General features: G+C 69.2%; 12 protein-coding genes. 6 read left to right on the forward strand and 6 right to left on the reverse strand.

All coding sequences use genetic code 11. The features are described 5' to 3' along the window. Nucleotides 1–23: 23 nt before the first annotated feature. The 3 genes from WAB15_RS02115 to WAB15_RS02125 all read right to left on the reverse strand — a co-directional run bounded on the left by WAB15_RS02115 (nt 24) and on the right by WAB15_RS02125 (nt 2,239). On the reverse strand, nt 24–224 hold the full coding sequence (locus WAB15_RS02115) for a hypothetical protein (protein ID WP_399147984.1): 201 nt from the start codon (nt 222–224) through the stop codon (nt 24–26). Between the two features lie 255 nt (nt 225–479). Next, complete coding sequence (locus WAB15_RS02120) at nt 480–1,499, reverse strand: proline racemase family protein (protein ID WP_407285071.1); 1,020 nt, start codon at nt 1,497–1,499, stop codon at nt 480–482. 116 nt (nt 1,500–1,615) lie between these two features. Next, nucleotides 1,616–2,239 (reverse strand): TetR/AcrR family transcriptional regulator C-terminal domain-containing protein, encoded by a 624-nt coding sequence (locus WAB15_RS02125; RefSeq protein ID WP_407285072.1) that lies wholly within the window; start codon nt 2,237–2,239, stop codon nt 1,616–1,618. 73 nt (nt 2,240–2,312) lie between these two features. On the opposite strand from WAB15_RS02125, the gene WAB15_RS02130 reads away from it, so the two are divergent. Then, nucleotides 2,313–3,755, forward strand: coding sequence for an FAD-dependent monooxygenase (locus WAB15_RS02130; RefSeq protein WP_407285073.1), 1,443 nt, complete (start codon nt 2,313–2,315; stop codon nt 3,753–3,755). Nucleotides 3,756–3,888: 133 nt separating this feature from the next. Beyond that, nucleotides 3,889–4,347, forward strand: a complete 459-nt coding sequence (locus WAB15_RS02135; RefSeq protein WP_399147988.1) for a hypothetical protein — start codon at nt 3,889–3,891, stop codon at nt 4,345–4,347. A 199-nt stretch (nt 4,348–4,546) separates the two neighbouring features. On the opposite strand, the gene WAB15_RS02140 is transcribed toward WAB15_RS02135, so the two are convergent. Next, nucleotides 4,547–5,299 carry a GntR family transcriptional regulator gene (locus tag WAB15_RS02140; RefSeq protein ID WP_399147989.1) on the reverse strand — a complete coding sequence of 251 codons (753 nt, stop codon included), beginning with the start codon at nt 5,297–5,299 and terminating at the stop codon, nt 4,547–4,549. A gap of 254 nt (nt 5,300–5,553) precedes the next feature. Here WAB15_RS02140 and WAB15_RS02145 point away from each other — a divergent pair, with 254 nt between their 5' ends. From WAB15_RS02145 to WAB15_RS02155, 3 genes are all read left to right on the forward strand, one after another. Next, nucleotides 5,554–6,705 (forward strand): ABC transporter substrate-binding protein, encoded by a 1,152-nt coding sequence (locus tag WAB15_RS02145; RefSeq protein ID WP_407285074.1) that lies wholly within the window; start codon nt 5,554–5,556, stop codon nt 6,703–6,705. Nucleotides 6,706–7,101: 396 nt separating this feature from the next. Beyond that, the gene (locus WAB15_RS02150) at nt 7,102–7,638 is read left to right on the forward strand and encodes a hypothetical protein (protein WP_399147991.1); all 537 of its coding nucleotides are present in this window, start codon (nt 7,102–7,104) and stop codon (nt 7,636–7,638) included. Nucleotides 7,639–7,889: 251 nt separating this feature from the next. Beyond that, nucleotides 7,890–9,737, forward strand: a complete 1,848-nt coding sequence (locus WAB15_RS02155) for a PIG-L family deacetylase (RefSeq protein ID WP_407285075.1) — start codon at nt 7,890–7,892, stop codon at nt 9,735–9,737. A 103-nt stretch (nt 9,738–9,840) separates the two neighbouring features. On the opposite strand, the gene WAB15_RS02160 is transcribed toward WAB15_RS02155, so the two are convergent. After that, nucleotides 9,841–10,785 carry a LysR family transcriptional regulator gene (locus WAB15_RS02160; protein WP_407285076.1) on the reverse strand — a complete coding sequence of 315 codons (945 nt, stop codon included), beginning with the start codon at nt 10,783–10,785 and terminating at the stop codon, nt 9,841–9,843. 80 nt (nt 10,786–10,865) lie between these two features. Between WAB15_RS02160 and WAB15_RS02165 the strand changes: the two genes are divergently transcribed. Further along, entirely contained in the window at nt 10,866–11,804 is a 939-nt protein-coding gene (locus WAB15_RS02165) for a DMT family transporter (RefSeq protein WP_407289140.1), read from the forward strand. 88 nt (nt 11,805–11,892) lie between these two features. Here WAB15_RS02165 and WAB15_RS02170 read toward each other — a convergent pair whose 3' ends face one another. Continuing rightward, nucleotides 11,893–12,294, reverse strand: coding sequence for a hypothetical protein (locus tag WAB15_RS02170; protein ID WP_407285077.1), 402 nt, complete (start codon nt 12,292–12,294; stop codon nt 11,893–11,895). Between the last annotated feature and the right edge of the window lie 264 nt (nt 12,295–12,558).

Raw genomic sequence — 12,558 nt, forward strand, 5'->3', positions numbered from 1 at the left:
TGCCGGCTCCACCGCGGACTGCTTCAGATGCCGCCCAGGAGGCCCATCACGGGGTCGAGGAGGCCGCCACCGTCGCCACCGTCAGGCTTCGCGACGGCTTCCTTCGGCAGGGGGGCGGCGGGCTGTGCGTGCTGGGCCGCCGAGGCGGGGGCGCCGGCCAGGGCGAGGGTGACAAGGGCCAGGGGCAGCGCTGAGGTGATGACGGTGACGCGGACGGATCGCATGCTGTACCTCCAGGATGATCGGTCAGGTGCCCGTGACCGCGATGAATCCGTGATCGTGGTCCCGCGGGCAATACCATGCCTAACGCGTCGCGGAAGCGATGAAACACCAATCGGGCCAGACGTCATTCGTTCGACCTACAGCGAACCGTCCCGGGCGGCGCGCACGTGGCTGACGCCCCGTCCGCCGCTGCGAAACGGGGCGCGCGCAGTGCTTTGCCGGCCGGCGGTTCGTCCGGCAGTCGTTGGACAGGGCCGCTACCGGAGCACGAACCCGGTGCCGAGGGTGTCTGCGGGATCGATCTCGAAGCGGTGTTCTCCGGTCCGGTAGGCCGTGCCCGTGACCTCTGGGACCACGGCGGGGTGGCCGTCGACGGTCAGCTCTTCGATGATCCGGGCGTGGAAGCGGGTACCGACGATGGAGTCGTGAATGAGGGTCCGGCCCGGCTTGAGCCGGCCGGCCGCCGCGAGGACGGCGACCCGTGAGCAGGTGCCGGAGCCGCACGGAGAACGGTCGACCTGGCCGTCGGCGAAGACGGCGACGTTGCGCTGGTGCGGATTGCCGTCCTCATCGGTACCGAGATCGTCGAACAGGATCGTTCCGTAGATGCCGCTGAGACGGTCGTCGACGGGATGGCGGGCGTGTTCGGTCTCGTTCAGCGCCCATTTCACCTCGCGCCCTATGGCGATGAGTTCGGAGTAGTGCTCGGGTGTGACGCGCAGGCCCACGCTCGCGGCGTTCAGGTGCGCGTAGATGGCGCCCCCGTAGCCGATGTCGACGGTGACGCCCCCGCGCGAGGTCTCGACGGTGACGTGTTCGCCGAGTCGGTAGCTGGGGACATTGACGAAGTCGACGCCGGTGATCTGCTCGTCGGTCGAGTGCACGCGCATCGTGACTCGGCCCGAGGGAACATCGACGACGACGGTGGTGGTGCCGGAGGCATCACGGGCGACGCGGCCGGTCTGCACGGCCCAGACAGCGAGGGCGATGCTGCCGTGCCCGCACGCGGTCGAGAAACCGTCCTTGTGCCAGAACAGCACACCGAAGTGGGCGCCTGCGTCGTCGGGTGGGGTGATGAACCCGCCGTACATGTCCGCGTGCCCGCGGGGCTCGCAGCACAGCAGCTTGCGCAGGTTGTCCACCTCAGGGGTGTTGATGGCGAACGTGCGGCGGTCGGCGACGGTGGTTCCCTCAATGGCGACCGGAGGCTCGGGGACGATACGGAACGGTTCACCGCCGGTGTGGTAGTCGGTCGTGGCAACCTGATGGATGTTCATGAGGTCCTTTCGTGGCCCATGTGCTGAACATGAGGTGGACCTGTCCGTACTCCCCCGGCGGGTTCCGGTGACAGGCACCACAGACGGACCCCCTTGTTCTCGCCTCGGCGGTCCGGTCAGTGCAGTGACCGGAGGATGCGGGTGAGCCCGTACTCGAACCGGTCGTCGAAGGACGCGTCACGCAGGTGGGGTGCGGTCCGGGCCAGCGACGGGTAAGCGCCTGCCGCGAGCGCCTGTGTGAAGCGCTCGCCGTCGGCGGTCGACAGAGCCTGCTCCTCCTGGGTGAGGCCCAGTGCGAAGTAGATGACGGTCCAGCAGGCCCACACCGCCTCGCGTTCGGGCAGTTCCCCTGCCAGCAATGCCTCGACCATCGCCTCGGCGAACCGGAGGGTGGCCGGTTCGGCGGCGTAGGTTCCCGTGACGATCGCGGCGCCGTCACGGCGGGTGAGCAGAGCGCGGCGGTAGCGGCGGGCGAGTTCGGCGACCCGTTCGTCCCAGGCGGAGGGCAGCGCGTCGAGGGGGGCCTCGGCGATGATCGCGTCCGCCATCAGTTCCAGGAGTCGTGTCTTCGTCTTGGCGTGCCACAGCACGGTGTTCATCCGTACGCCGAGCCGGTCCGCCGTGCCGCGCACGGAGACCGCGTCCGCGCCCTTCTCGTCCAGCAGATCCAGTGCCGCGCGCACCACGGTCCGGGTGTCGAGACGTGTGCGGGTGGCTGGCCGCTCTTGCTTCTTGGTCACTGACCTAGTCTACTGGCAACCCCTCTCTTGGTCAGCGACCAAGGAGAGCAGTCGATCGGAAAGTGGAGACGTCATGGAACAGGTCATCATCGTCGGAGCCGGGCCGGTAGGACTCTGGCTCGCGGCGGAGCTACGGCTCGGCGGAGTGGAGGTAACGGTCCTGGAAGCACGGGGCGAGCGCGATCCGCACTCCAAGGCGCTCACCGTGCACCCACGCACCCTCGAAGTACTGGCGCTGCGCGGTGTCGTGGACCGCTTCCTCGCCGAAGGACGCCGCATCCCGAACGGCCATTTCGGCGGGCTGGACGAGCGATTGGACTTCGCCGCCCTGAACACCCCGTTCCCGTTCACCCTCGCTCTGCCACAGGCGCGCACGGAGGAACTGCTGGAGGAGCACGCGCGCGCCGAGGGGGCGCGTGTACGACGGGGTCACCGTGTCGTCGGGATCACGCAGGACGTTGACGGGGTGACCGTCCGGGCCGAGGGTCCGCACGGCACGTACCACCTGCACGCGGCCTACGCCATCGGCTGTGACGGCACCAGGTCCACCGTGCGTGAGGCCGCCGGCATCGACTTCCCCGGTACGGACGCGACCACCTGGGGCTGGCTCGGCGACGTCGTCCTGGACGAACCGCCGCACGGCCATGTCCTGAACGCCTCGGGGCCGCACGGCGGGCTGATGGTGGTGCCGCTGCCCGGGGGAATCCATCGTGTCGTCGGCGGGGACCCGGAGGGCAATCACACGGGTCGTCCGGGCCAGCTCACGCTCGACGAACTGCGCGCCAAGGTCGTACGCATCACGGGCAGCGACTTCGGCATGCGGGACCCGATGTGGCTGTCCCGGTTCGGCAACGCCACCCGCCAGGCGTCCCATTACCGGGCGGGCCGGGTACTGCTGGCCGGTGACGCGGCCCACATGCACTTCCCCACCGGCGGCGTGGGCATGAACGTCGGCATCCAGGACGCCACCAACCTCGGCTGGAAACTCGCCGCCACCGTCCGCGGCACGGCCCCCGACGGCCTACTGGACAGCTACCACGCCGAACGCCACCCGGTGGGTGCCGAACTGCTGCTCAGCACGCGGGCCCAGACGGCCCTGATGAACTCCTACACGCCGGAGACCGCCGCACTGCGCACTCTGCTCGGGCGGCTCATCGCCACCGTCCCCGCATTCTCCCTGGAACTCGCCGGCCGCCTGTCCGCCCTCTCCGTGGCCTACCCCGCAAGCGAAGGGCACCCCCTGACCGGCCGACGCGCACCGGACCTGGCGCTCGACGGCACCGGGCTCTTCGCACTGCTGCGTCCGGGCCGTCACGTCCTGCTCGACCTGACAGGGCTGGAGGTCCTGCAAAGCCCCTGTCACCGTGCGACGTTGACCGAACGCCCCGCCGAGTGGTCGGACGTGCGTGCCGCACTCGTACGGCCCGACGGCCATGTCGCCTGGGCGAGCAACGAACCGGACGACGAAGCGCTCGACAAGCAGGCACGAGAGGCCGTGGCCGGCACACCCCGCTGAACCTCGACCCAGGTGTGTCGTTCTGACGGGACCTGCGCCCTCGCACGGAGTCCGGGACGCCGGCCCGCTCAAGGGCGCGCAGTGCCCCCTACGCTCGTGAACGCTGCTGTCCGTGCTGACGAGGAGGTCCCGCATGACCGAGCCCGACCCGATGATGGCCGAGATCGGCCGTGGTATCGAGCTGAGCCACAGCGGCGAACGGGAAGCGGCCCACCGCTTGTTCGCCGGCCTGTGGGACGCGATCGGCGCCACCGGCGACGCGTTCCACCGCTGCGTGCTCGCCCACTCGATGGCCGATGTCCAGGACGATCCGCGCGAGGAACTGGTCTGGGACTTACGGGCGTTGGAGGCAGCGCACCTGATATCGGACGAGCGGGCGCGGCAGGGGGGCGTCGCCGGCTCGGTCGCCGTTTTCTATCCGTCTCTGCACCTCAACCTCGGGGACGTCTACCGAAGGCTCGGCGACCTCGACCGTGCCCGCGATCACCTCGCGTGCGGACGTGCCGCGATCGGTGAACTCGGGGACGACGATTACGGGAAGCTGATCAGAGAAGGGCTGGACCGACTCGCGCACCAGCTGTCGACGGCCTGAGGGGCGGGACACTCGACCCGAACCGTGTCGTAGGGTTCGGCCAGTTGATCGCCTGGTCGGGCACCGCGTCGATGTCGCCGACACCTACTCCCTCTTCGCTGTTCTCAGCCTGCGGTACGCCCTGCCGGCCCATGGCTCGCGAAACGTCGAGGATGCGGTGTCCTGTGGCCACGCAGCCCTGGGAATCTCGACTGGCTCGCTACCGATCGGCTGGTGGGGCCGCCTTGCGGGCCAGCGCGTTGTTGTCGCTCGAGTTGCGGACGCCGAAGCTCACGGCCTCCGAGCGGTAGCGGTCGTCGGACCACTCCACCGGGCGCCCCTCGCGTGTCGTGGTGACCCGCCGCACCCGCAGCAGCGGACGGGTGCGACGCACACCGAGCAGTGCGGCGTCCTGGGCACCCGCGGCCACGGCGTCGATCAGATACTCGCCGTACGCGAAGACCAGGCCCTCGTCCTCGAACAGCCGCCGGGTCACGGACGGGCACTCGGGATCGATGCGCTCGACGGCGGGGGAGATCCACTCCGCGTACACCGTCCGCTCCAGCAGCACCGGCTCGCCGTCCAGGCCGCGTACCCGCACGATGTTCAACACCGGCGTACCCACGGCGAGTTGGAGTCGCTTGGAGTCCTCCGGCGTCGCGGGGCGGTAGGCGGCGGACACCACGTGTCCGGTCGCCTCGCGGCCCATCGCACGCGCCCACTGCGCGAAGCAGCACAGTTCGGCGAAGCTCTGACTGCGGCGGCTCGTCAGGACCACGCGGCGCGCGCCCTGCCGTGATCCGATGAGCCCCTCGACGGTCAGGGCCGCGACGGCCTGGCGGACCGTGCCGCGCGAGACGCCGTAGCGCGCCGCGAGGACGGCCTCCGCGGGGAGCAGGCTGCCGACCGCGTAGTCCGCGCGATCGATCGCCTGCCGCAGCTCCTCGGCGATCTCCTCGTGTCGTGCCGCCATGCTCCCTCTCTCGCACAGAGTGGTGCACTGCGTGCGCAGCGCGACCAGCGTAGATGAGGCACCGTGACACATCCTTGCGCGCCACAGATGTGCAGGAACGGTAATCAAGAGTTTTGAAGATGTTACGGACCAGACGTCGACAGCGTGCCTAGTATGGCCAACTTGTTCAGACAAGTTATTCGCACAAGTTCTCACCCCCCACGCGAATCCCCGTGTGTCCCCTGTGCCCCCTTGTGTACCCCTCTGGAGAGACCGTGACCGAGATCCTGCCGAGATCCGCCATCCTTGCCGGCGGCCTCGTCGCCGCCGCACTCGCCCTCAGCGCCTGCGGCGCGGACTCCGACGCGTCGACCAACGCCGACGGAGAGAGCGCGGCCACCGCGATCACGGCCGAGGATTTCGGGGGCATGGACGCGCTCGTCAAGGCAGCCAAAGAGGAAGGCACGCTGCACGCCATCGCGCTCCCCCGCGACTGGGCCAATTACGGCGCGCTGATCGACGGCTTCGAGAAGAAGTACGGCATCAAGGTCAAGGTGGAGAACCCGGGCGGCGCCAGCCAGGACGAGATCAACGCCGTCACCTCCCGCAAGGGCCAGGACCGGGCGCCCGACGTCCTCGACCTCGGCAGCTCCTTCGCGTACAGCGCAGCCCAGCAGGATCTGCTCGCGCAGTACATGGTCGCCGATTTCATCGACATCCCCGACGGCCAGAAAGACACGATGAGCCGCTGGTACAACGGCTACGGCGGCTATATCTCCATCGGCTGCGATGCCCGTCGCGTGAAGACCTGTCCGACCACCTTCAAGGATCTGCTCAAGCCGGAGTACAAGGGGCAGATCGCGCTCAACGGCGACCCCACCAAGTCGGGTTCGGCCTTCGGCAGTGTGTACGCGGCCGCCCTCGCCAACGGCGGCTCCTTCGACTACATCCAGCCCGGCCTCGACTTCTTCGCCAAGCTCAAGAAGAACGGCAACTACACGCCCGTCCAGTCCACCTCGGCCACCATCGTGAAGGGCCAGACGCCGATCGTCCTCGACTGGGACTACCTCAACGCCAGGTACAGCGACGAGCTCAAGAGCAAGGGGCTCGACTGGGAGGTCACGGTCCCAGAGGACGGCAAGTTCTCGCAGTACTACTCGCAGGCCATCAACAAGGAGGCCCCGCACCCGGCGGCCGCCCGACTGTGGCAGGAGTACCTCTACAGCACCGAGGGCCAGAACCTCTGGCTCAAGGGCTACGCCCGACCGGCCCTGATGGCCGCCATGCAGGAGGACGGCACGCTCGACAAGACCGCGGCCGCCAAGCTGCCGAAGGTCACCGGCACGCCGAGATTCCCGACCGAGTCGCAGCTGGGCCATGCCAAGGATGACATTGCCCAGGGCTGGGGCAAGGTCGCCTCCAGATAGCCGCGACTCTCACCAGGACCGACGCGGCGCCCGCCGTTTCTTCGGAGCGGCGGCGACGCGCGGCCGGCCGGTGCTCGCGAATCTCGGCGGCGCCCGGCTGACCTTCGCCTTCCTCGGCCCTCGGCCCTCGGCCGCGGCCGCGTGCCCCGGCTACGGGAGCTGGTCGAGCCGGGTTCATGGCTCCTACCTGCGGTTTCCGGCGGATGTGCCCAGCGCCGGAAGACGGGTGGTCCCGTGTTTACGGGTTCGCCGGTTCACGTGCGGGAACGCTTCGTGCGACCGGCGGACCTTCGTCGAGCAGATGGAGCTCTTCGTCGGGATGTGTCGGACCCGCGCCTCATCGGCGGGCTACTGTGCAGACACTCCGCGTTACCCCGGCAGCCGAGAAGGAGTCCTATGTCATCGCCCTGCGACCCCCAGCACGCTCCCGCCGGCGATGTGGGCGCAGCGCTCATGATGATCGACTCTCGGCTCAAAGCCAGCTACGACGACAAGCCCCAGACCGACGCCGAACAACAAGCGCTGACCGACCAGTTCGCCACGTCCTTGGGCCCCAGCGCCGTTGACGACTTGCTGGATGGGGCATGCACGCTCATCTACATGTTCATGCAGTGGCTGCGGATGGCCTACGAGGAGCATGGCAAGGACGTCATCGAGTACGTGGTGCCCAACATCGTGGCGACGATGCGCATGATGCCCAGGAGCGTCCGCCCCGAGGTCATCCCCACCATGGCCGGGCTGCTCGTCGCCGCTGGTACCGGCTTGAGTCCCAGCCTGTGGCGCAAGCAGTACGGATACTGGACCAAGGACGAGATGAACCCCTTGGAAGCCACCGCCTTCCTGCTCGCGGAGCACATCAACCGACTCACCGACGACCGCGACTTCGCCACCCGCCTGATCGCCGAAGCGCTGTCCAGTGTGGAGGAAAGCTGACGTGCAGCCTCCCCCGGTGATCAACCTTCAGTGGTAAAGGGGCATGGCCCACAAAGCGCGCGGCTCCACCCGGGAGCACGCTGGACGGAGCCGCCGCAGAGAGTCCCGCCTGCCTTCAGCGGTTCACCCACGAATGGGGCAATTGCGGAATAAAACACTGATTCATCAGGGCAGGCTCTCCCCGTCCCCGATCACCGCTGCGCGCGCAACGGGTCTCGTCGTCGCGCGTCTCCCATGAGGAGGACGGGTCCTTGACACGGTCGACACCTTGGCGTGCCCTGCCGGCCGCGTACTGTGCCCTCGGGCTGATGGGCGGTGTGCTCTCCCTCGCCGCCTGCACGACGCGGGCCGAGTCGGAGGCGGCGCGCGCACCTTCTCCGGGTGAGGCGGACCGGGCGCACACCGATGTGCTGTTCATCGGCGCCCATCCGGACGACGAGTTCCAGTCCCTGGCCACGTTCGGCCAGTGGGGCGAGAAGCCGGGCCTGAGCACCGGCGTCGTGACCATCACCCGCGGAGAGGGCGGCGGGAACGCCTCCGGGCACCAGGAGGGCGCCGACCTCGGCATGATGCGTGAGGACGAGGAACGCAAGGCCGTCGCACGGGCCGGCATCCGCAACGTCTTCTACCTCGACAAGCCGGACTTCTGGTACACGTTGTCCGCCCCGCTGACGACCACGGTCTGGAACAAGAGGCCGCAACCGGCGACGGACACCCTCTCGCGGCTCGTCCGGCTGATCCGCGCGACCACCCCGAGCAAGGTGGTGACCATGGACCCGCGCCCCTTCAACCAGCACGGCGGCCACCAAGAAGCCGGACGCCTCGCCGTCGAAGCGTTCCGCCTCGCCGGCGACCCGAACGCCTTCCCCGAGCAGATCACCAAAGAGAAGTACGAAGCGTGGAAGCCCACCCAACTGCTCGCCCAGAGCTGGGGTTTCCAAGGGCCCGCGGGGCCCACGTGCGCCACACGGAAGGCCAAGGACCCGCAGACCGCACTGCCCGTCATCGGCGTCTGGACCGGGACGCGGTCCACCCGGCACCCGGACAGGACATGGGCCCAAATCGAACGGGACGCGGCCCGCGACTACGTCACCCAGGGCTTCGGCTCACTCCCGGCCACGGTCGCGACCCAGCGGGACCGGCTGCCCTGCGAATGGTTCACGGTCCTGGCCGACACCGACAATCCGCCGAACCCCGAGGTGCGCGAGCAGTCCGGCCTACGCCCCCTGTACTCCGGCTTCCGCGACTGGGCGCGACGGATGAAGATGCCGTGGCTGGCCAACAACGCCCAGCCCGCCTACCCGGCCGACCCCTCCACCGACGTCCCCGAAGTCACCAAGGCACCCGCCGTCGACGGCATGGCGGGCCCGGACGAATACCCGGGTCCGAAGCTGCAGTTGAGGCACTGGGAAGGCAAGGAGTGCACGAGCGGCAAGGACTGCGCGGCCGCCGCCGAATTCTCCCGCCACGGCGACGACCTGTACGCGATCGTCCACGTCACGGACGACACCAAGGGCTACGCACTCGACGTCGACGACTGCAAACGCCACTGGCGCACCGACGCCGTCGAGATCGACCTCGACCCCCAAGGGCACTCCGACGACACCTCGACCACCTTCAAGACCGGCATCCTCCCCTTCGCCAAGGGCGACAAGGGACCCTGCGCGGAGCGCGACGGCGACAACCGCCAGGGTCCGGCCGGCACCACCGCCCAGGGCATGGCCGTGGCCTCCGTCGTCACCGCCCCCTACAAGGGCTACTCGGTCGAAGCGAAGATCCCGCTCGCCGACCTGCCCGCCCCCGTCGACCCCGACCGCCTCACCGCCAACGTCCTCCTCTACGACTCCGACACCCAGGACAAGACCGGTAAGACCCGCCTCGCCTGGTTCCCCTACGGCAGCGCCCAGGCCGACCCCTACGTGTGGGGCGCCTTGCGCCTGCCCGGATACGTCCCTCCACCGGGACGCCCGACCCGACCCGCGGAGATCCCCCAGGACGCCGCCCAAAGCTCGAAATCCCAAGCCTCCGTCGACCAGTCCCGCCGCACCGGCGTCCCCCTCGCCGGCGGCCCCCGCAACGGGCCGAGCCCGACCGTGTGATGGCGTGCCCAGGTCATCGGCCTGGACCTGCACTCTGGAGCGGGGTGCTCCGTACATCGACGGGAATCGGGTTTTCGAGGATCGCCGCGCCCCGTCGTACCGGTCAGGGTGCGGCGTGGGTGTCGGCATCCGGTGGGGGCGCGCAGGTGTCTCGGCCCTGGATCGCCGCCGCGGCCCGATGCAGTTCGGCAAGGACCGTTCGGATGGCGCTTCGTGCGGTGCGCTCGGGCCGGTGGAGCACGTCGATGTGGCGGCGGGCGTGCACTCCGCTCAGCGGCCTGAGGGCGACGCCGGAGTGGGCACGGGTGGTCCAGCGAGGCATCAGCGCGAGGCCACCGCCGGCTGCCACGGCCTCGGCGACCACCGCGAATTCGTTGATGCGGTGGACGATGTCGAGTCGGCGGTTGGCGACGCTGGCGATCGCCTCGATGGTGGCCATCAACGGGAAGCCGTCGTGGACGGTGATCCACGGCTGGTCCGCCACATCCCGCGGCGAGAGCAGCGGTTGGGAAGCCAGCGGATGGCCGACCGGCAGAGCGACGTCGAGAGGCTCGCGCAGCAGAGTGGTGGCGGTCACCGTGCGGGGCCACGGCGGTGCATGGTCGAGGCGGTGAGCGAGCACCAGATCGTAGTCACGGGTGAGGGCGGGGAAGCGGTCCTGGGCGACGTCCTCGTCGGCAAGAGCCAGCCGGGGGCGGTCCGGGCCGGCGAGGCTGTGCAGCAGGAGCGGGAAGAACGCGGAGGCCGCGCTGTGGAACGCCGCCACCGATACGTCGCCGTCCGGTCGCCCCGCGAAGTCGGTGATGGTGTGCCGTGCCCGGGCCAGAGCGGTCTCCACCTCGATGGCAGCGCCGGCCAGGGCCTGCCCGGCGTCGGTCAGCACCACCCGGCGGCCGGCGCGTTGGGTGAGCGGAACGGAAATCGAACGCTGCAGCAGCCGCAGCTGCTGCGAAATCGCTGAAGGCGTCACATGCAGTGCCTCGGCGACGGCGCTGACACTGCCCAACTCTCCCAGTTCACGCAGGATCCGCAGCTGCCGTTCATCCATCCCGACAGTGTAGGGCTGCTACAGGTTTGTTGAAGACGTTGGTTGTGGCCTTCAAGATCCAGGTGGTGCAGCGTGGGGACATGCCTGTTGCACGCCGCACCGATGTGGTGCTCCTCCTCGTCGCGCTCGTCTGGGGTTCCAGTTACCTTGCGGCCAAGACGGCCACCGTCGCACTCCCGGTCATGGCGGTGCTCTTCGCCCGATATGCGATCTCCGCGCTCGCGTGCGGCGCCCTGGTCGCCTCTCGTCGCGAGGCGCGCGGCTGGTCCCGCGCAGAGGTCCGCGTCGGGTCCCTGCTAGGACTCACGCAGGCGGCCGTTCTGGTGCTGGAGACCTACGGGGTGGCGCACACCAGCGCTTCGAACGCCGGGTTGATCATCAGCCTGACCATTGTGCTGACGCCGCTGCTGGACCGTACCGGGGGCCGCCGCAGACTGCCTCCGACGTTCTTCCTCGCCGCCGGCCTCTGCGTGCTGGCTGTCGGACTGCTCGCCTCCAGCACCGGACTGCACGCGCCACGGCTCGGGGACGTTCTGGTGCTCGCCGCCGCGGTGGTCCGGGCGGGGCACGTCGTGCTGGTCGGTCGGCTCACCGCGGGCCGCCCCATGGATTCGCTGCACCTGACGACCGTCCAAACCGTCGTCGGCTCGGCACTGTTCTTGCCGCCCGCCCTCACCCATCTGCCCGACCTCGCCCACAGCAGTGCCACCACCTGGGCCCAGTTGCTCTATCTCGCCCTGTTCTGCAGCGTGTTCGCCTTCCTCGCCCAGACCCGGGCCGTGCAACGCACTTCAGCCAGCCGGGCCAGTCTTCTCCTCGGCACCGAACCGATCTGGGCAGTCGTGGTCGGGATCAGCCTCGGCAGCGAACGGCTCACCCCGTGGGCCTCACTCGGCGCCATGCTCATGATCGCCGGGGCCTACTGGGGCCAGGCCATCGAGCGCACCCACCGCACCATCACAGTGAAAACCGCGAAAGCGGACGCAGCGTGCCCGACCACCACACCCACCAGCGCCTGATCGCCCTGCTCTACACCACCACCAAGGCCCCTAACCGGCTCATCGATCACGAACCGGAAGGCACCACGGACTCGGTCGGCATTCTGCGCTACCTGTTGCGGCGACGTCCCGCGGTGTATCCGGCTGCGGCACCCAGCAGGGCGGTTCCTGCGGCCGAGGCCGCCAGGACGGCGGTGCTCCGGCCCCCGTCGTCGCGGTGGGTGTCGGTGGCTTGCGCCTGGCGCTTCGGGTGGGCACAGGCGGCGTCGTCGCCGGGGTAGACCTTCACCGTTCCGCGTCCTCCGTGGTCGAGGTCGTGGGCGGTGATGTCGGGGCCGGCGAGTTCGACGGCGTAGGTGCCGGGCTTGATGTCGCAGCGCAGGGTGGCTGTGCCGCTGTAGCCCGACTTCTGTTCCTTCAGGGTGACCGGCTTGGTGAAGGCGTTGGAGTCGACGGTGAAGGGGCCGCCGTCACTGCCGAAGGAGAAACCCTCCGGGGTGGCCGAGTCCATACGGGCGGGTGTCCAGTACCTTTCCGCCGCCTCACTCGTCCACGCCGCCGCGCCGGGGCCCGGAGGGAGCGTGGGCGGCGCGGGAGTTGGCGCATGGGGCCTGTCGGCTATGGACTCGCTCCCCTGCAGGAGGGCGGCGGCAGCGGTCAGGGATGCCATCGCCATGACGGTCTTGCGTATACGAGGGCAACCCACTTGTTCCTGTGTTCCTGTGATGTTTCAGGTATCCCGATGCGACGGCATGGGGAGAGACGGCCTTCCGCT

It is taken from the genome of Streptomyces sirii (genome assembly GCF_045690365.1).
Lineage (GTDB): Bacteria > Actinomycetota > Actinomycetes > Streptomycetales > Streptomycetaceae > Streptomyces > Streptomyces sirii.

Excerpts from the sequence above, each read along its gene's own strand:
- WAB15_RS02135 (WP_399147988.1), top strand. The coding sequence starts at position 3,889 with ATGACCGAGCCCGACCCGATGATGGCCGAGATCGGCCGTGGTATCGAG.
- WAB15_RS02115 (WP_399147984.1), bottom strand. The coding sequence starts at position 224 with ATGCGATCCGTCCGCGTCACCGTCATCACCTCAGCGCTGCCCCTGGCC.
- WAB15_RS02120 (WP_407285071.1), bottom strand. The coding sequence starts at position 1,499 with ATGAACATCCATCAGGTTGCCACGACCGACTACCACACCGGCGGTGAA.
- WAB15_RS02150 (WP_399147991.1), top strand. The coding sequence starts at position 7,102 with ATGTCATCGCCCTGCGACCCCCAGCACGCTCCCGCCGGCGATGTGGGC.
- WAB15_RS02130 (WP_407285073.1), top strand. The coding sequence starts at position 2,313 with ATGGAACAGGTCATCATCGTCGGAGCCGGGCCGGTAGGACTCTGGCTC.
- WAB15_RS02165 (WP_407289140.1), top strand. The coding sequence starts at position 10,866 with ATGCCTGTTGCACGCCGCACCGATGTGGTGCTCCTCCTCGTCGCGCTC.
- WAB15_RS02140 (WP_399147989.1), bottom strand. The coding sequence starts at position 5,299 with ATGGCGGCACGACACGAGGAGATCGCCGAGGAGCTGCGGCAGGCGATC.
- WAB15_RS02160 (WP_407285076.1), bottom strand. The coding sequence starts at position 10,785 with ATGGATGAACGGCAGCTGCGGATCCTGCGTGAACTGGGAGAGTTGGGC.
- WAB15_RS02170 (WP_407285077.1), bottom strand. The coding sequence starts at position 12,294 with ATGGACTCGGCCACCCCGGAGGGTTTCTCCTTCGGCAGTGACGGCGGC.